Annotated in this window: 16 protein-coding genes; 9 read left to right on the top strand and 7 right to left on the bottom strand. The window is 71.0% G+C overall.

What is annotated here, in order from left to right:
* Positions 1-13 precede the first annotated feature (13 nt).
* The 3 genes from FVE89_RS09680 to FVE89_RS09690 form a co-directional block, all read right to left on the bottom strand.
* Positions 14-1,309, bottom strand: coding sequence for an MFS transporter (locus FVE89_RS09680; RefSeq protein ID WP_160533808.1), 1,296 nt, complete (start codon positions 1,307-1,309; stop codon positions 14-16).
* 313 nt (positions 1,310-1,622) lie between these two features.
* Complete coding sequence (locus FVE89_RS09685) at positions 1,623-2,678, bottom strand: lactonase family protein (protein WP_160533809.1); 1,056 nt, start codon at positions 2,676-2,678, stop codon at positions 1,623-1,625.
* A gap of 13 nt (positions 2,679-2,691) precedes the next feature.
* Positions 2,692-3,999 (bottom strand): alpha-hydroxy acid oxidase, encoded by a 1,308-nt coding sequence (locus FVE89_RS09690; protein ID WP_160533810.1) that lies wholly within the window; start codon positions 3,997-3,999, stop codon positions 2,692-2,694.
* Positions 4,000-4,118: 119 nt separating this feature from the next.
* Here FVE89_RS09690 and FVE89_RS09695 point away from each other — a divergent pair, with 119 nt between their 5' ends.
* The 3 genes from FVE89_RS09695 (at position 4,119) to FVE89_RS09705 (ending at position 6,713) form a co-directional block, all read left to right on the top strand.
* Positions 4,119-5,168, top strand: a complete 1,050-nt coding sequence (locus FVE89_RS09695; RefSeq protein ID WP_160533811.1) for a LacI family DNA-binding transcriptional regulator — start codon at positions 4,119-4,121, stop codon at positions 5,166-5,168.
* Between the two features lie 75 nt (positions 5,169-5,243).
* On the top strand, positions 5,244-5,915 hold the full coding sequence (locus tag FVE89_RS09700; RefSeq protein ID WP_160533812.1) for an aspartate/glutamate racemase family protein: 672 nt from the start codon (positions 5,244-5,246) through the stop codon (positions 5,913-5,915).
* Positions 5,916-5,918: 3 nt separating this feature from the next.
* Positions 5,919-6,713, top strand: a complete 795-nt coding sequence (locus FVE89_RS09705) for a TIM barrel protein (RefSeq protein ID WP_160533813.1) — start codon at positions 5,919-5,921, stop codon at positions 6,711-6,713.
* 175 nt (positions 6,714-6,888) lie between these two features.
* Here FVE89_RS09705 and FVE89_RS09710 read toward each other — a convergent pair whose 3' ends face one another.
* Complete coding sequence (locus FVE89_RS09710) at positions 6,889-7,920, bottom strand: hydroxyacid dehydrogenase (RefSeq protein ID WP_160533814.1); 1,032 nt, start codon at positions 7,918-7,920, stop codon at positions 6,889-6,891.
* Between the two features lie 4 nt (positions 7,921-7,924).
* Positions 7,925-9,130, bottom strand: coding sequence for an amino acid aminotransferase (locus FVE89_RS09715; protein ID WP_160533815.1), 1,206 nt, complete (start codon positions 9,128-9,130; stop codon positions 7,925-7,927).
* A gap of 238 nt (positions 9,131-9,368) precedes the next feature.
* On the opposite strand from FVE89_RS09715, the gene FVE89_RS09720 reads away from it, so the two are divergent.
* The 3 genes from FVE89_RS09720 (at position 9,369) to FVE89_RS09730 (ending at position 11,982) form a co-directional block, all read left to right on the top strand.
* Complete coding sequence (locus FVE89_RS09720; protein WP_160533816.1) at positions 9,369-10,529, top strand: branched-chain amino acid ABC transporter substrate-binding protein; 1,161 nt, start codon at positions 9,369-9,371, stop codon at positions 10,527-10,529.
* Between the two features lie 212 nt (positions 10,530-10,741).
* Positions 10,742-11,017: a translation initiation factor IF-1 gene (gene infA, locus FVE89_RS09725; protein ID WP_012320343.1), complete on the top strand. Its 276-nt coding sequence runs from the start codon at positions 10,742-10,744 to the stop codon at positions 11,015-11,017.
* Positions 11,014-11,982, top strand: a complete 969-nt coding sequence (locus tag FVE89_RS09730; protein WP_160533817.1) for a DMT family transporter — start codon at positions 11,014-11,016, stop codon at positions 11,980-11,982. Before infA ends, FVE89_RS09730 begins: the two co-directional genes overlap by 4 nt.
* On the opposite strand, the gene FVE89_RS09735 is transcribed toward FVE89_RS09730, so the two are convergent.
* Positions 11,952-12,254 (bottom strand): hypothetical protein, encoded by a 303-nt coding sequence (locus FVE89_RS09735; RefSeq protein ID WP_043382873.1) that lies wholly within the window; start codon positions 12,252-12,254, stop codon positions 11,952-11,954. The two genes, FVE89_RS09730 and FVE89_RS09735, sit on opposite strands and share 31 nt — an antisense overlap.
* Positions 12,255-12,419: 165 nt before the next feature.
* On the opposite strand from FVE89_RS09735, the gene FVE89_RS09740 reads away from it, so the two are divergent.
* Positions 12,420-13,025: a sulfite oxidase-like oxidoreductase gene (locus tag FVE89_RS09740; RefSeq protein WP_160533818.1), complete on the top strand. Its 606-nt coding sequence runs from the start codon at positions 12,420-12,422 to the stop codon at positions 13,023-13,025.
* Positions 13,000-13,737 (top strand): FAD-binding oxidoreductase, encoded by a 738-nt coding sequence (locus FVE89_RS09745; RefSeq protein ID WP_160533819.1) that lies wholly within the window; start codon positions 13,000-13,002, stop codon positions 13,735-13,737. The genes FVE89_RS09740 and FVE89_RS09745 overlap by 26 nt, the downstream gene beginning before the upstream one ends.
* 9 nt (positions 13,738-13,746) lie before the next feature.
* Here FVE89_RS09745 and FVE89_RS09750 read toward each other — a convergent pair whose 3' ends face one another.
* Positions 13,747-14,841, bottom strand: coding sequence for a calcium:proton antiporter (locus FVE89_RS09750; RefSeq protein ID WP_160533820.1), 1,095 nt, complete (start codon positions 14,839-14,841; stop codon positions 13,747-13,749).
* Positions 14,842-15,098: 257 nt separating this feature from the next.
* On the opposite strand from FVE89_RS09750, the gene FVE89_RS09755 reads away from it, so the two are divergent.
* The gene (locus tag FVE89_RS09755) at positions 15,099-16,850 is read left to right on the top strand and encodes a DEAD/DEAH box helicase (protein WP_160533821.1); all 1,752 of its coding nucleotides are present in this window, start codon (positions 15,099-15,101) and stop codon (positions 16,848-16,850) included.
* Positions 16,851-17,125: the final 275 nt, after the last annotated feature.

The following is a 17,125-nucleotide window of genomic DNA, read 5'->3' on the forward strand; positions in this document are numbered from 1 at the left end:
GGATGCTCCGGGGTCAGACGGCCTTGGCCGCGTCGAGGGGGGCGGCTGCCTCGGGCAGGCGGGGCCGCCGGACGAAGATCGCCATCGCGATGACGCCCGCGGCCGCGATCAGGGCCGCGATCACGAAGGCGCTGGCGTAGCCGCCGAGATACTGCACGGCGAGGCCCGTGGCGGTCGGCCCGATGATCCCTGAGATGTTACTCAGGAGATGGATGAACCCGCTCACCCCGCCGACCCGGGCCTCGGGCACCAGCTCGTGGATCGTCGCCCAGCAGGATTGCACGGAGCTCGTCAGCATCAGCACGGCCAGCGCGATCAGCGCGACCGCCACGGCCGCGTTCGGCGCCGCGTTGACCGCGATCAGCGCGAGCCCGGCGATGGCGAGCGGCACGATCGTGGTGAGCTTCCGGGCGGCGAGCTTGTCGCCCATCCGCTTGTACAGAAGGTCGGCGACGATGCCGCCGCCGACATAGCCGACGAAGCCGCAGGCCCAGGGGATCGAGGCGACGAGCGCCATCTGCTGCACGGGCATGTGCAGGGCGTCGGTGAGGTAGCTCGGGAGCCACGAGAGGAAGATGTAGAGGGTGTAGTTCACCGCGAACATGCCGAGCCCCAGCGACAGGGTGCTGGGCAGGAACAGGTATTCCTTGAGCGAGCGGGCATGGTCGGAGGGCGCGAGGTGCGTCACCGCCCGGCTGCGTGCGATCAGGGCGATCTCGTCCGGGCCGACGCGGGGATTGTCCTGCGGCCGGTCGGTCATCAGGAGGCGCCACGCCACCACCCAGAGCAGGCCGACCGCGCCGATCGCCACGAAGGCGACCCGCCAGCCGTACTGGATCGCCAGCAGGCCGACCACGGGGGCCGCGATCGCGCTGCCCACCGTCTGGCCCGAGAAGGTGAAGCCGATGGTCCGGGCGGTCTCCTCGCGGGGAAACCACGTGGTGAGGGTGCGGTTCGTGGTGGAGTTCATCGGCCCCTCGGCGAAGCCGAACAGGGCGCGGACCACGAACATCTGGGCGAAGCCGGTGACCGCCCCGGTGAGCATGCACAGGATCGACCATGCGGCGGCGGCCCAGCTGTAGACGCTGCGCGGTCCGTAGCGGTCGGCGAGCTGACCGCCCACGAAGGCGAACAGGGCGTAGCCGAAGAAGAAGGTCGAGAAGATCACCCCCAGTTCCGAGGGCGACAGGTTGAGATCCTGCTTGACGAAGGGCGCCGCCACGCCGAGCGCGGCGCGGTCCATGTAGTTGATGATCCCGGCTAGGAACAGCAGGAACGCGATCAGGAACCTGTAGCGCTTGGCGAACATGGGGTTTCCTCTGGAGTGGTTTTGATTTTTTGTTTTCTGATTGCTTATCGGGTCGTCACAGAAGCGAGGCCGGCGCCTCCGCGTCTCTCCCTCCCCCCTCTGCGGGGGAGGGTGGCCCCTGCCTCAGCAGGGGTCGGGAGAGGGGAACCCGGGTTCAGGAAAGGACGGAGCAGACGTGAAGGCTACAGCCTCATCCTGCACCGTCGCTCCCCTCTCCCGACCCCCTTCGGGGGCCACCCTCCCCCGCAGAGGGGGGAGGGAGGAGCGGTTAGGCCTGTGCCCCATCGCAAAGCGGGATAGGTGCTTGAACCTCCTACAAAAACGCGATCGTGCAGGGGCTGGGGCTCGGCCGAGACCCCGTTCGGGTCAGATCCCCGCCATCAGCGTCGATGGCGAAGTCCACGAGGCTGTCGCCCTGCTCGTTGGCGACGAGGAGATGCCGGCCATCCGGCGCCAGCACCATGAAGCGCGGGTCGCGCCCGCCCGAGGGCGTCCAGCCCGCGGGATCGAGCCGCCCGGCCTCGTCCACGCGGAAGCGCGCGATCCCGTCCTGGCCGCGGTTCGACGCGTAGACGAACCGCCCGTCCGGCGTGACCACGATGGCGGCGGCGGTGCTGGCGCCGAAGAAGTCCGGCGGCAGGGTCGGGGCGAGGTGCAGCGGCGTCAGCGTCCCGGCCTCGGCATCCCAGCGGCAGGTCGCGACGCTCGAATCCAGCTCGTTGACCAGGAAGGCGAGGGGCGCGTGCGGGTGGAACGCGATGTGGCGCGGCCCGGCGCCCGGCCGCATCGCGGTCTCCGACACGATCGCCAGCCGCTCGCCGTCGACCGCCAGGACGAAGACCCGGTCGAGACCCTTGTCGGGCACGAGCACGTGCCGCCCGTCCGGCGACAGGACGACGTGATGCGGGTGGGCGCTGGCCTGCTCGGTTCGGTGCGGGCCCGGATCACCCGGCAACGGCAGGATGTGGCTTGCCGGTTCCAGGCCACCGTCGGGCCGCACCGGCAGCAGGGCCACGGAGCCGCTGGCGTAGTTGGCCACGATCAGGAAGCGCCCGGTCGCGTCGAGGGCCTGATGCACGCTGTTGGTGCCACCTGTCGCGGCGCTGCCGAGCGACCGGAGGGTCCCATCGGGCGCAGCCGCGAAGGCGCTCGCCGCCTCCCCGTCGCCCTGCACCGTGTAGAGCACGGCGCGTCCCGGATCCGCGATCAGGAAGGACGGATTGGTCAGGCCCTCGACCCGGCCGAGATGCGCCCAGCCCTCCAGGCTGCCCCCGGTCCGGTAGATGTCGATACCCCGACCGCGCGCCCGGCGCCGCTCGGTGGTGAAGCAGCCGACGAAGGCGAGGCCGAGGGGGGCAGGGTCGGTCATACGGCGCTCCGGCTCAGGTCCTTCGGGCGACGCGGCGCAGGAAATCGGGGTTCAGCTCGGACAGGCGGTTGATCCCGATCAAGGCCATGTCCCGGTTGAGCTCCTCCTTGAGGATCCGCATGGCGTGCTCGACGCCGGCCGCCCCACCGAGTGCCGCCGCGAACATGAAGGGCCGGCCGAGCAGCACGAAGTCGGCGCCGAGCGCGAGGGCCTTCATCACGTCGGTGCCCCGGCGGATACCGCTGTCGACGATGATCTTCAGCCCGCCCTTCCGGGCGGCGATCTCCGGCAGCACGTCGAGGGGTGCGACGGCGTAGTCGAGCTGGCGGCCACCATGGGTCGAGAGGATCACGCCGTCGGCGCCGCACTCCCGGGCGATCTCGACATCCTCCGGAGCAAGCAGCCCCTTCACGAGGAGGTTGCCGGTCCAGCGCTCGCGGATCGCCTCCAGGTTCTTCCACGAGAGCTGATCGCGCGCGATGGTGTTGCGCACCGCGCCCTGCGACATCATCGGCGGGCCGCGCTCGGCCTCGGTGTTCTCGAAATGCGGCGCGCCGTGCTTGAGGAAGGTGCGCGCGACGGTGCCGATGAGCCAGCGCGGATGCGTCGCGCTCTGCCACGCGACCTTGGGCGTGACCTTGATCGGCATGGAGAAGCCGCTGCGGGTGTTGTGCTCCCGGTTGCCGAGCGTCGGCGTGTCGGCGGTGACCACGAAGGTCCGGTAGCCTGTGGCCGCGACGCGATCGAGCAGGCGGTCGATCCGGTTCTGGTCGCCGGGCAGATAGCCCTGGAACCACGCCTGCGGGTTCTGGGCGTAGACATCCTCCAGCTTGATCAGCGAGGAGGCGCTGAGACACATCGGCAGGTTCATCCGCCGCGCCGCCTCCGCCAGCACGAGGTCGCCCCGGTAGGCGATGAAGGCGGCGCCGCCGAGCGGGCCGATCCCGAAGGGGACCGCGTAGGTCTGGCCGAACAGCGTGGTGGCGGTGTCGCGCGCCGAGGTATCGCGCATCAGCCGGGGGACGAGGGCGTAATCGGCATAGGCGCCGCGGCTCTGCGCCAGGGCGGACCCGGTCTCGACCCCGCCGGAGACGTATTGAAATATCATCGGCGGCAGGAGCCGCTTGGCGTGCCGCTCGAAATCGTCGAGCGCCAGCAGGTCGCGAAACCGGTAGGGCGTGACCGCGTCGCTGCGCTTGAGGCTGGTGACGATCGCCTGCGGCGCGGCGATGCCCGCCGCGGTGGCGTCGGCCCCGCCCACGGTCGGTGACTGGCGCTCCGCTGCACGGCCGCCGGAGGCAGGGTGGTCGAGTGTCGCCATCAGGTTTTCCTGCGCTCCGTCACGAGGGACGGTTTCTGAAAGCGCTTTCAGATAGCCAGCCGGCCAAAGGAGTGTCAATATACTGCCGGACCCCCCTCGGGCTGCGGGATAAGAAAGCGGTGCTCGATCTGCCGGACGACATCCTCGAACCGCCGGGGCGCAGCCCGGTGGCGCGGGACGTGGCCCGCCGCGCCGGCGTCTCCACCGCGACGGTCTCCCGGGTGCTCAACGGCTCCGCCGGGGTCCGGGCCGACAAGCGCGAGGCCGTGATGCGCGCCGCGCAGGATCTCGGCTTCGTCGCAAACGGCGCCGCCCGGGCGCTCTCGACGCGCCGGTTCATGGCGGTGGGCGCGGTCGTGCCCAACATCGAGAACGAGGCCTTCGTGCGCGTCTTGTCGAGCGTGCAGGACCGGCTGCGGCAGGCCGGCTACACACTGATCGCCGCCAATGCCGGCTACGACCTGGAGGACGAGCTGCGCGAGGCGACCTTCCTGCTGGAGCGGGGCGTCGACGGGCTGATGCTGGTCGGCGACATCCACCACCCGGATCTCTACGCGCGGATCGCCCGCTCGGGCATCCCCATGGTGCAGACCTTCAGCCTGTCGCGCGAGCACCCCTGCGTCGGGTTCGACAATGCCGCCTCAGCGGCCCGGGCGGCCAATTACCTGATGGATCTCGGCCATCGCCGGATCGGCGTGATCTCCGGCCAGCGCAAGGACAACGACCGGGGCGGCGCCCGGGTGACCGGCATTGCCCAGGCGCTCGCGGCCCGCGGGCTGCGGCTCGCGCCCGAGCACGACATCGAGATCTCCTACGGGATCGGCGGCGGCCGCGACGGCTTCCGCCAGATGCTGGCCGGCGGGCCGGCGCCCACCGCGATCATCTGCGGTACCGATCAGATCGCCTTCGGGGCGATGATCGAGGCGCGCGCCCGCGGGCTCTCGGTGCCGGGCGACCTGTCGGTGATCGGTCACAACGATTCCGATTTCGCGCCTTTCCTCGATCCGCCGCTGACGACGATCCGCATCCACTCCGCCGAGATCGGCCATGCCGCCGGAGACCATCTGATCGCCCGGATCCAGGGGCGCCCGGTGGTGCGGCTCACCGAGATCGATGCCGAGCTGATCCTGCGCGCCAGCACGGCACCGCCCCGGCGTGGCGCCGGCTGATGTGCGCTATTGTGCCACCATTCTGAAATCGCTTACAACGCGTGGACCGCCCCCGCGCTCAACCCGGACAATCCTATGGCGCCCCGCATCGTCCTCCTGCACGCGACGCCGGTCGCCATGGCGCCGATCCAGGCCGCCTTCGCGGAGACGTGGCCCGCGGCCGAGACCGTGAACCTCCTCGATGACGGCTTGTCCCTCGACCGAGCGAAGGAGCCCGGCGAGATTTCGCAGGGCATGATCGAGCGGTTCGTGCGGTTCGGCCGCTACGGCCACGACATGGGCGCGGACGGAATCCTGATCACCTGCTCGGCCTTCGGGCCGGCGATCGACCGGCTTATCGAGACGGTGCCGGTGCCGGTGCTCAAGCCCAACGAGGCGATGTTCCGCGCGGCGATCGCGCAGGGTGAGCGCATCGGCATGCTGGCGACCTTCGGCCCCTCCATCGGAACGATGACCGACGAGTTCGAGGAATTCGTCGGCCAGTCGGGGCGCCCGGCCACCCTGCGGACGATCCTGGTGGACGACGCCATGGCGCGCCTGCGTGCGGGTGACGCCGAAACCCACAACCGCCTGATCGCCGAACGCGCGCCGGAACTCGCCGATTGCGATGCGATCATGCTGGCGCATTTCTCCACCTCCCGGGCCGCCGAGGCGGTGCGGCAGGCGGTGTCCGTCCCGGTCCTGACCGCCCCCCACGCGGCGGTGGACCGGATGCGCGCGATGATCGAGACCGGCCGGAGCGCCTGACCCATGAAGCTCCGTGCCTTCAAGGACCGCCTCAGCGGCCATTGCGGCTTCCTGTTCACGGAACTGCCGCTCGCCGAGCGCTTCGCGGCCGCCGCCAGGGCGGGTTTCCGGGCGGTGGAGCATCCGAACCTGTTTGCGACGCCGGCTAAAGAGGTGGCGGGCTGGCTGGAGCGGGCGGGCGTGCCGCTGGTCCAGACGGGGTTTCCGGCGGGCGACGCCTCCAAGGGCGAGAAGGGTTTTGCGGCTCTGCCCGACAGGATCGAATATTACCGCTCCACGATCGCGCCGACGCTCGATTATGCCGAACAGCTCGGCTGCCGGATGGTCCACCCGATGGCGGGCGTCCGTCCGGCCGGGGTCGAGCCGGCGCGGCTCTGGGACACCTACCTCGACAACCTCGCCTTCGCGGCCGACGCCGCCAAGGCGCGGGGCATGACGGTGATCGTCGAGCCGATCGGCCCGGGCTCGATCGCCAATTACGTGATCGACGATCCGCTGGTGGCAGTCGATGCGATCCGGACCATCGGCCGCGACAACGTCAAGCTGCTGTTCGACGCCTATCATTGCGTCTGCCTGGGCCACGACCCGGCGGCTTTGATCCGCGCCCACGCGCCGCTGATCGCCCATGTCCAGATCGCCGACGATCCGGGCCGGCACGAACCTGGGAGCGGCACGATCGCGTTCGATCCGATCTTCGCGGCATTGGAGGAAGTGGGCTATGCCGGCTTCGTCGGCTGCGAGTACCATCCGGCGGCCGGCACCGAGGCGGGGCTCGGCTGGATGCGGGCTGCGGTTTAGTAGCGGATCCAGGATCGGGACATCCAACCCACCCCCTCATCCTGAGGTGCCGGAGCGCAGCGGAGGCCTCGAAGGAGCCCTCCAGGGATCGCGCGGCCGGCTGGAAGTCTCCTTCGAGGCTGCTGCGCAGCACCTCAGGATGAGGTCGTGGGGTTGGATCCAGGCCGCTAGAACCTCAGCCCAGCAGCCGCGCCCGGCGCTCCAGCACCGCCGGCCAGACCTCCGGGTTGACCAGACGCGGCGGGGGCTCGCCCTTGAGAAGGCCGATGATCTGCGCGGCGCCCCAGGTGGCGACGTTGCGGCGCGCCTCGTGGGTGACGCCGGCCGTGTGGTAGGTCGCCACCACGGTGTCGAGCTTGAGGAGTCCTGAATCCAACGGCGGCGGCTCCGGCGCCCAGACATCGAGGCCTGCGCCTGCGAGATGTCCGGAGGTCAGCGCCTCGGCAAGGGCCGCCTCGTCATGCACGCCGCCCCGGGCGGTGGTGATGAACAGCGCCCCCGGCTTCATCGCCGCGAAGGCCTTGGCGTCGAAGCTGCCGCGGGTGGTGTCGTCGAGCGGGCAGTGCAGGGACACGATGTCGGACTCGGCGAGCAGCCGAGCCCGGTCCACCGGCTCCGCGCCGCGCGCCCGGCTCTCCTCGGCTGACAAGAGCGGGTCATAGGCCAGGACCCGCATGTCGAAGCCGCGCGCGAGCTTGGCGACCGCGCGGCCGGTATGCCCGATGCCGACGAGGCCGAGGGTCGCGCCGCCGATCTCGTGGCCCATCAGCGATTCCCGCGAGAAGCCGCGCGCCGTCCGCAGCAGCCGGTCCGACACGCAGATCTTGCGGGAGACGGCGAGCATCAGGCCGATCGCCAGCTCCGCGACCGACTGGGCGTTGCCGCCCACCTGATTGACCACAGCCACGCCGGCCCGGGTGCAGGCGGCGGCATCGACCGTGTCGAAGCCCGCGCCCGCCGACGAGACGGCGAGCAGGTTCGGGCATTCGGCCAGCAGCGCGTCGGTGACGTGCCAGCGGCGGGGCACCTCGTCCCGCGCGGGCGAGACGTGGAAGACATGCGCCTGCCGAAGCAGGTCCCGCAGCGCGTCCTCCGGACCCTGCAGGTCGCCGACCTGCAGGTCGATATCGGGTTCGGCCCTCAGCCGTTCGTCGAAGACCGGGTTGATCCAGACGTTGAACCGGCAGACGCGCTTGAGGGCCGCCACGGGGTCAGCCCTTCACCACCGCGTCGATCGCGTCGATGACGTGATCGATGTTGTGGCTGTTGACTGCCGCCACGCAGATCCGGCCGGTTTCCAGCGCGTAGACCTCGTGCTCCTCGCGCAGGCGGGTGGCCTCGGCGGGGCTGAGGCCCGTGTAGGAGAACATGCCCTTCTGCGCCTTGATGGCATCGAAGCCGCGCTCGGGGTGGCGCTGCTGCAGGCTGTCGGCCATCCGCTCGCGCATGGCGCGGATCCGGTCGCGCATCTCGGCGAGCTCCCGCTCCCAATCGGCGCGCAGCTCCGGATCGGTGAGCACGATCTCGACGATCGCGGCGCCATGGGTGTGCGGGTTCGAGTAGCTCGCCCGGACGAGGCGCTTGGCAAAGGCCTCGACCTTGGCCTTCGCGGCCGGGTTCTCGGCCACGATGGTGAGCGCGCCCACGCGCTCGCCGTAGAGCGAGAACGACTTCGAGAACGAGGAAGCGACTAGGAATTCCTGACCCGACTCGGCGAACAGGCGCACCGGCTCGGCATCGGCGTCGAGGCCGTTGCCGAAACCCTGATAGGCGATGTCGAGGAACGGGATCAGGCCGCGCTCGGCCATCAGGGGCACGAGGTCGCGCCACTCGTCGAGGCTGAGATCGGCGCCGGTCGGGTTGTGGCAGCAGGCGTGCAGCACCACGATCGAGCCCTTCGGCAGATCCTGGAGATAGGCCTTCATGGCCGGGTAGTCGGCGCCGCCGGTCTCGGCCGAGAAGTAGGGATAGTCGACCACGGTGAAGCCGGCCTGGGTGAACAGGGCCTTGTGGTTCTCCCAGCTCGGGTTGCTCACCGCCACCTTGGCGTTCGGATAGAGCTTGGCCAGCACGTCCGCGCCGGTCTTCAGGGCGCCGGTGCCGCCGATGCTCTGGAGCGTCGCGGTGCGGTTCTGGGACAGGATCGGCGCGCCCTTGCCGAACAGCAGTTCCTGCACCGCGTCGCGGAACGGCTTGGTGCCCTCGATCGGCCGGTAGGTCTTCGGCAGGCCCTTCTCGATCCAGCGCCTCTCGGCGGTCTGCACGGCGCGCAGGCGCGGCACCTTGCCCTCCGCATCCGTGTACACGCCGACCACGAGGTTGAGCTTCTTCGGGCTCGGGTCGGCGTTGAAGGCCTCGAACAGGCGCATGATCGGGTCGAGCGGCGCGTCCTGGATGCCGGCGAACAGCGAGGTCATGATCGTCAATCGTCCCAGAGGGTCTTGGTCGCGGTAACGCCGTGGCGTCCCGGCACGCCCGGCGACGGGCCGGGGCGAGGCCCTTATTCCGCACATCGCGCCCGCCCGCCAGCGCTTGTGCGCGGATCAGTCTCCCGACACGCCCACAGGGTGCATGGCCCGTTGCCTTCCGGGCCGCATCGAGCGTGCGGGGAAGCGGCTCTTCCGGAACCCCTATGCCGGGCCATAGAGTGCCGCCATGAACCGACGCGTCACCCTGGCCCTCGCGGGCCTCCTCGCCCTGGCTGCGGCGCCGGCCGCCGCGCAGGCGCCGGTGCGGATCGGCCTCTCGGCCCCGCTCTCAGGCCCGGACGCCGCCTTCGGCCAGGGGCTCCGGCAGGGGGCCGAGCAGGCGGTGGCCGACCTGAACCGCGCAGCCGGCGGCCGCCCCAGGCTGGTGCTGGTGCCCGCCGACGATGCGGGAGAGGCCAAGCAGGCCGTCGCGGTCGCCCGGAAGCTGACGGCGGATGGCGTGCGCCTCGTCATCGGGCCATTCGAATCCGCCGCGGTCGCGGCCGCGTCGCCCGTCTACGAGGATGCCGGGGCCGTCATGCTGACGCCGGGCGCGACCTATACGCCGCTCACCGGCCGGGGCCTCTGGAACGTCTTTCGGCTGGCGCCGAGCGATGCGCAGCAGGGCCGGGCCGCCGGGGCCTATCTCGCCAAGACCTTCGCGGGGCGCCGCGTCGGCATCCTCAACGACCGCTCGACCTTCGGCCGCGGCCTCGCCGACGCGGTGGCGTCGCAGCTGAAGGAGGCCGGCGCACCGGAGGTGCTGTTCGACGGTTTTCCGCGCGGCACGCGCGACCTCTCGGATCTCGTCGCCCGGTTGAAGGCGGCGCGGGTCGAGGCGGTCTATTTCGGCGGACTCGCTCCCGAAGCCGCGACCCTGCTCCAGGCCATGCGCGACGCGGGCCTCGGCGCCACACTGGTAGCGAGCGACGGCATCCTCGATCCGGGCTTCGCGGCGGCGGCCGGCCCGGCGGGGGAGGGCACCGTCATGACGCTCGCCCCCGATCCGCCGCGCCTGCCCGATCCCCGGGGCGGCAAGCCGGTTGCGCGCAGCCCGGAGGCCGAGAGCGTGGCGGCCGGCGCCTACGCGGCGGTGGAACTGCTCCATCAGGCGGTCGAGCGCGCCCGCGCGGCCGATCCGAAGACCGGCCGGATCGCCGATGGCCGCAAGGTGGCCGGGGCTCTGCGCAGCAACCCGCCGATCCGCACGATCCTCGGGCCGGTCGGCTTCGACGCGCGGGGCGATCGGATCGGCGACCGCACAGGCGGCCCCGTCGTGCTGCGGGTATGGCGGCGGACGCCGGACGGCCGCCTCGACTTTGCCGGGCACGAGCCCGCTGAGCCGTGAAAGCCGGTCAATCGTGTCGATGACGAAACTCTGAGTCGCCGCCACGACTTGCCGCCGGTTCCTGCGGCGACTAAATGCAGGCGGTGCTGCTGAGCTGGCGCGGTCGATCCGTCGGATCGGATCCGCGCCCTGCGGCGTTTCCCGAGCTCGATGACAACCCGAGACGTATTGCCGGAACGCCTGCTGCCGGACGGTCCGACTGGAGAAGGTGCATGGCAAAAGAAGAATTGATGCAGTTCGATGGTCTCGTCATCGAGATCCTGCCGGATGCGCGCTACCGCGTGCAGCTCGACCAGGGCCACGAGATCGTGGCCTACACGGCCGGCAAGATGAAGAAGAACCGCATCAAGACGCTGGCCGGAGACCGGGTGACGGTCGAGATGTCGCCCTACGACCTCGAGAAGGGCCGCCTCGTGTTCCGCCACAAGGACGAGCGTTCCTCCGGCCCGCGTCCGCCCGTCCGGGGCGGCCAGTTCCGCCGCCGTTGAGTTCGGAGCGGGCGGCCCGCACACCTTCGGCCGCGCCCGCTTACGGTCTGCTCACGCTCACGGCGCTGCTCTGGGCCGGGAACGCGGTCACCAGTCGCTGGGCACCCGGGCATATCTCGCCCCAGGTCATCACCACGTTGCGCTGGGCGGTGGCCTGCACGGCGCTCGTGCCCTTCGCCGGGCGAAAGCTCGCCGCGGAATGGCCGGTGCTGCGCCCCCACTGGCTGCGCATCCTGCTGATGGGCGGCCTGGGCTATACAGCCTTCAACTGCCTGTTCTACGCGGCCGGCGCCTATACCGGGGCGATCAACCTCGCGCTGTTCCAGGGGGCGATCCCGGTTCTGGTGATCGTGCTGAACCGCGTGGCCTACCGGATTCCGGTCACGGCCGGGCAGATGGCGGGCGTGGTCCTGACGCTGATCGGCGCAGGCCTCGCCGCCACCCACGGCGACCTCGCGGTGCTCACGCACCTCGCCTTCAACCGCGGCGATGTTTTGGTATTCGGGGCGTGCCTGCTCTATGCGGGCTACACGGTTTTCCTGCCGACACGGCCCAAGGTCTCGGGGCTGGCCTTCTTCGCCGCCATGGCGGTCGCCGCCCTCGTGACCTCGCTGCCACCGCTCGCCGTCGAGTGGGTCGCCGGCCACGCTGTCTGGCCGGGTCCGGAGGGCTGGGCCATGGTGGCCTTCGTGGGCCTCGGGCCCTCGCTGCTGTCGCAGCTCTTCTTCATGCGCGGCGTCGAGCTGATCGGCCCGAACCGGGCCGGCCTGTTCGTCAACCTCGTGCCGATCTTCGGCGCGATCCTCGCCGTCCTGCTGGTCGGCGAGCCGTTCGGGGCGACGGAAGGGATCGCCCTGGCGCTGGTGCTCGGCGGCATCGCCTGCGCCGAGCGGCTGAAGCCGGGGCGGGCCGTCGAGCCCGCGCCCGAGGCCGCTTACTCGCAGACGCGGACGCGGCGGATATAGACGTCGCCGTAGGGATCGATCGTCCGGCGGCGCTCGAAGTGGCAGACCGGGCCGTAATCCTCTTCGACGTAGACCGGCGGCGGGGCGCGGTAGACCGGGCGGCCCGGGTAATAGCCGTTGTTGGCCGACGCGATGGCGCCGCCGACCGCGAGGCCGCCGAGCACGCCGAGGGCCGCCGCGCCGCCGGCGCCGATGCCGTCACGGGCCTGGGCGGCCGGCGCGAGCGTGGCGAGGCTCCCGACGACAAGGCTCGTCGCGAGTAGGTACTTCATGACATCCCCCTGAATGCAGGCGATTCGTGCCGCTCATCGGCACAATCCGGATAGCACACCCCAGCTTTGGGGCGTTTGTTCGGCCGCACATCACGGGTCGCGGCGGCTTGACGTGGGGTGTTCCGCCGCACCACACCCGCAGAAACGCGCGCAGCGGAGGCCGGCATGGTGACACGGGGTTTCGTTGGACGCAGGCAGCCGCCCGAGACCGGCGCGCGCCTGCCGCCGGGCCAGTATCTCACCGACGATTTCCCGATCCTCCAGATCGGCCCGAACCCGACCGTCGATCGCGCGACGTGGCAGTTCACGCTCCGCGACGGCTCCCGCCCGATCAAGACCTGGAGCTGGGAGGCGTTCGAGGCGCTGCCCCGGACCACGTGGCACGGGGACATCCACTGCGTCACCAAGTGGTCGAAGTTCGATACCGACTGGGAGGGCGTCAGCTTCGACGACCTGCTCGCCGATGCCGGGATCGCGGCGCCGACGCCGTATCTGCTGGCGGAATCCTACGACGACTACACCACCAACGTGCCGGTTTCCGATCTCGTCGGCGGCCGGGCCCTGGTGGCGACGCGCTATGCCGGCCAGCCGATCCACCCGGACCATGGCGGCCCGGCCCGGCTGTTCGTGCCGCACCTCTACTTCTGGAAGAGCGCCAAATGGGTGAAGGGCCTGCGCTTCACCAAGACCGACACCGCCGGCTTCTGGGAGCTGCGCGGCTACCACATGTACGGGGATCCCTGGCGTGAGCAGCGCTACACCGGTGACTGAGGCGGTCGTCTTCCGCTGGCACCGGGCCGAGATCGTCGCGCTCGCGCCGGTCACACCCCACGTGACGAGCGTGCGGCTGCGCTGTCCGCTGGCGGAAAGCTACCGGGCGGGCCAGCACGTCGATGTCCGGCTCACCGCCGAGGACGGCTATCAGGCGCAGCGCAGCTATTCCATCGCCTCGGCCCCGGACGGCAGCGGCACGCTGGAGCTGATGATCGAGGCCCTGCCGGACGGCGAGGTCTCGGGCTGGTTCACCGGCGTCGCCGAAGTGGGTGATCGGGTGGAACTGCGCGGGCCGATCGGCGGCTCGTTCTCGTGGGACGGTCCGGATGGGGGGCCGCTGCTCCTCGGCGGCGGCGGCTCAGGCGTGGTGCCCCTGCTGGCGATGCTGCGGCGGCGGGCGCAGGGCTGGCGGGAGATCCCGGCTGCCCTGGTCTACTCCGTCCGCACAAGGGCGGAGGCGATCGCGCTGCCCGAGCTGGAGCGGCTGGCGGCGGAGGACGCGAGCTTCTCGCTCCACCTCGCGACGACGCGGGACCCGAGCGGCAAGCGCATCGATGCCGGCCTCGTCGCCGAGGCGCTGCGCCGGACCGGGCCGCCCGGCAAGGTGTTTCTCTGCGGCTCGAACCGCTTCGTCGCGGCGGCCTCCGACCTGATCGTGGCGGAAGGCGTGGCGCCGGGGGTGATCCGCACCGAGCGGTTCGGGGCCTGAGCGCAAGGATTACGGGCTGAAGATCAGCACGAGGTAGACGAAGAACAGCACGAGGTGCACCGCGCCTTCCAGCACCGTGGTGCGCGTGCCGGAAAACGTCTGGGCGCTGAGGATCAGCGTCACGGCAAGCAGGGTCATCTCGGTGGGCTTGAGGCCGAGCACCACGGTCTGCCCGGTGAGCAGCCCGATCGCCAGCACGGCCGGCACGGTGAGGCCGACCGTCGAGGTAGCCGCGCCCAGGCACAGGTTGATCGCCCGCTGCAGCTCGTTGCGCGCCACCGCCTTCAGCGCCGAGATCCCCTCCGGCGTGAACACGATGGCGGCGATCAGGACGCCGCCCAGCGCCGAGGGGGCGCCCAGCGCCGCGATGCCGTGATCGAGGATCACCGCGAGGCTCTTGGCCAGGATCACGATCGGCACGACGTTGGCGAGCAGCAGGCCGACAGGCTTCGCCACGCCCCCGCCCGCGGTGGAGGCGGCCTCGGCCGGATGCTCGGCGTCGCGGGCCTCGGCGTCGATGAAGAACTCGCTGTGGCGGCCGGTCTGGATCAGCAGGAAGACGCCGTAGAGCGCCAGGGTGAACACCGAGAAGGCCCCGGCCTGCAGCGTCGTCAGCGTGCCGTCGCTGGTCGAGCGCGTGAAGTTCGGGATGATCAGCGCGATGGTGGTGAGCGGGATGATCACCGACAGGAAAGCGGAGGCCCCCTGCAGGTTGTAGCGCTGCTGGTGATGGCGCAGGCCGCCGACCAGCAGCCCGAGCCCGACCACGCCGTTCAGCACGATCATCAGCACGGCGAACATCGTGTCGCGGCCGAGCGTCGGCGCGTCCTTGGCCGAGAGCATCACGGCCGAGATCAGCGCCACCTCGATGATGACGATGGAGAGGGTCAGCACCAGAGTGCCGAGCGGCTCGCCCAGCCGGTGGGCGATCGCCTCCGCCTCGTGCACCACGCCGAAGGCCGCCCAGACGATCACCGCGAGCAGCCACGCGAACAGCCCCAGGGCGAAGAGCGGCTGCGACAGGTCGGCCAGCCAGCCCTTGCCGAACCACGCGAAGGCGAGGACCGTCGCCCAGGCCACCGCCACCCGCAGCGCTGCCATCATGTCGGTGCCGTTTCCCGGTCGAGCCGCGTCGCGCCCGCACTGTGCGAGACTTGACTGTTTCTTAGGTCGTATGTTCGTGGATGCCAGGGCTGCTGCGCGCGGGATGTGTGCGCAACCGCCCCATGCTGCTGCGGGAGTGGTCAGCGCGCCCGGTTGGCGCTACTTTCCCGGGATCCGAGTAAAGTCCGGTGCCTGAACCCTCCGCCGCGCGATGGCGCGCAGTCGAGCGCGGCGCGGCCGTTGAGAGTTTCCGAAGCTTGCCTTTCCCGACCCTGCCCGCCCCCCTCGCGCGGGCCCTTTCCGACCGCGGCTACGCCGATCCCACCCCGGTCCAGGCCGCGGTGCTGGAGGCGGCCGCCGGTGCCCGCGACCTCCTCGTCTCCGCCCAGACCGGCTCCGGCAAGACGGTGGCGTACGGCCTCGCCATGGCCGGCATGCTGATCGGCGACGCCGAGGCCCTGCCGCCGGCGGCGGCGCCCCTCGCCCTGGTGATCGCGCCCACGCGGGAACTCGCCCTGCAGGTGCAGCGCGAGCTGTCCTGGCTCTACGGTCTGGCTGGCGGCCGGATCACGGCCTGCGTCGGCGGCATGGATCCGCGCCGCGAAAGCCGGATGCTGGCCGAGGGCACCCATATCGTGGTCGGCACGCCGGGCCGCCTGCGCGATCACTTGGAGCGGCGCAACCTCGATCCCACGGCGCTGCGGGCCGTGGTGCTCGACGAGGCCGACGAGATGCTCGATCTCGGCTTCCGGGAGGATATCGAGTTCATCCTCTCGGCGACCCCGCCGGAGCGGGCGACCTACCTGTTCTCCGCGACCCTGCCCAAGGGCATCGAGGCCCTGGCCGAGCGCTACCAGCGCGACGCGCTCCGGCTCGCCATCAAGGGCGAGACGCGGGGCCATGCCGACATCGCCTACCGGGCGGTGCGGATCATGCCGCGGGAGACCGAGCACGTGGTGCTCAACCTCCTGCGCGAGGCGGATGCCAAGACCGCGATCGTGTTCTGCAACACCCGTAACGCCGTCCGCCACCTTCAGGCGAGCCTGACCGAGCGCGGCTTCTCGGTGGTGGCGCTCTCGGGCGAGCTCGGCCAGGGCGAGCGCAACGCCGCCCTCCAGGCCCTGCGCGACGGCCGCGCCCGGGTCTGCGTCGCGACCGACGTCGCCGCCCGCGGTATCGACCTGCCGAGCTTGAGCCTCGTGATCCACGCGGATCTACCGCACGACGCCGAGGTGATGCAGCACCGCAGCGGCCGCACCGGCCGGGCCGGGCGCAAGGGCACCTCGGTGCTGCTGATCCCGAATTCCCGGCGGCGCCGGGCCGAGCAGATGTTCGCCATCGCCAAGGTCAGCCCCGAATGGTCGGGGCCGCCCTCGGCCGACGAGATCCGCCGCCTCGACGGCGAGCGCATGCTGTCCGACCCGCTCTTCGCCGAACCGCCGGCCGAGGAGGATGTCGCGCTGGCCGGGACGTTGCTCGCCAGCAAGAGCCCCGAGGAACTGGCCGCCCTGCTGGCGCGGGTCTACCGCACCCGCCTGCCGGCCCCCGAGGAGGTCAGCGATCCGGGGGAGGGGCGCGCGCCCCGGGGCGAGCGGCCGCCCTACGATCCGATGGATCCGGAGCGGATCGCCGCCATGGGACCCGCCGTCTGGTTCCGGCTCAATCTCGGCCGCCGCGACAACGCCGACCCGCGCCGCCTGCTGCCGATGCTCACCCGCCGGGGCGGGATCGGCCGCCAGGAGATCGGGGCGATCCGGATCTTCGACCGCGAGACCAAGTTCGAGGTGCGCGGCAACGCGGCGGCGCGCTTCGCCGAGGCTTTTGCTCGTAACGGCTCGCCGGAGATCCAGGTCGAGGCTTTGTCGGGCGATGGCGCACCGGCCGAGCGGCCCGGCCGCGGCGGGCCGAAGGGGTTTGCGAGCCCACGGGCCGGCAAGCATCAGCGCAAGGTCGAGCGGACCGGGCCGCGGCCGGAGCGCAAGCCGGATCGGCATTCGGGCCAGGGCTAGGGCGGACGGGCTCGCGCCACTGCGGCGTTCGCATCGACCTGCGGCCCCACGCATTTTCGTCGGAGAACAGGCGCGAACGGCCCCGCATCTCTCCCTCTCCCCTTTGCGGAGGAGGGTGGCCCCCGAAGGGGGTCGGGAGAGGGGAGCAACGGTGCAGAATCAAGCTCTGCGCTGTTTCAAGGCCGCGACCTTTCCTGACGCCGCGTTCCCCCCTCCCGACCCCTGCTGACGCAGGAGCCATCCTCTCCCACAGAGGGGGGATGCGCGGGCTGTCC

It is taken from the genome of Methylobacterium sp. 2A (genome assembly GCF_009806555.1).
Taxonomy (GTDB): domain Bacteria; phylum Pseudomonadota; class Alphaproteobacteria; order Rhizobiales; family Beijerinckiaceae; genus Methylobacterium.

What these genes read in the sequence shown, in the direction of transcription:
- FVE89_RS09680 (WP_160533808.1), bottom strand. Translation starts at nt 1,309, where the DNA reads ATGTTCGCCAAGCGCTACAGGTTCCTGATCGCGTTCCTGCTGTTCCTA.
- FVE89_RS09685 (WP_160533809.1), bottom strand. Translation starts at nt 2,678, where the DNA reads ATGACCGACCCTGCCCCCCTCGGCCTCGCCTTCGTCGGCTGCTTCACC.
- FVE89_RS09690 (WP_160533810.1), bottom strand. Translation starts at nt 3,999, where the DNA reads ATGGCGACACTCGACCACCCTGCCTCCGGCGGCCGTGCAGCGGAGCGC.
- FVE89_RS09700 (WP_160533812.1), top strand. Translation starts at nt 5,244, where the DNA reads ATGGCGCCCCGCATCGTCCTCCTGCACGCGACGCCGGTCGCCATGGCG.
- FVE89_RS09705 (WP_160533813.1), top strand. Translation starts at nt 5,919, where the DNA reads ATGAAGCTCCGTGCCTTCAAGGACCGCCTCAGCGGCCATTGCGGCTTC.
- FVE89_RS09715 (WP_160533815.1), bottom strand. Translation starts at nt 9,130, where the DNA reads ATGACCTCGCTGTTCGCCGGCATCCAGGACGCGCCGCTCGACCCGATC.
- FVE89_RS09720 (WP_160533816.1), top strand. Translation starts at nt 9,369, where the DNA reads ATGAACCGACGCGTCACCCTGGCCCTCGCGGGCCTCCTCGCCCTGGCT.
- infA (WP_012320343.1), top strand. Translation starts at nt 10,742, where the DNA reads ATGGCAAAAGAAGAATTGATGCAGTTCGATGGTCTCGTCATCGAGATC.
- FVE89_RS09735 (WP_043382873.1), bottom strand. Translation starts at nt 12,254, where the DNA reads ATGAAGTACCTACTCGCGACGAGCCTTGTCGTCGGGAGCCTCGCCACG.
- FVE89_RS09740 (WP_160533818.1), top strand. Translation starts at nt 12,420, where the DNA reads ATGGTGACACGGGGTTTCGTTGGACGCAGGCAGCCGCCCGAGACCGGC.
- FVE89_RS09750 (WP_160533820.1), bottom strand. Translation starts at nt 14,841, where the DNA reads ATGATGGCAGCGCTGCGGGTGGCGGTGGCCTGGGCGACGGTCCTCGCC.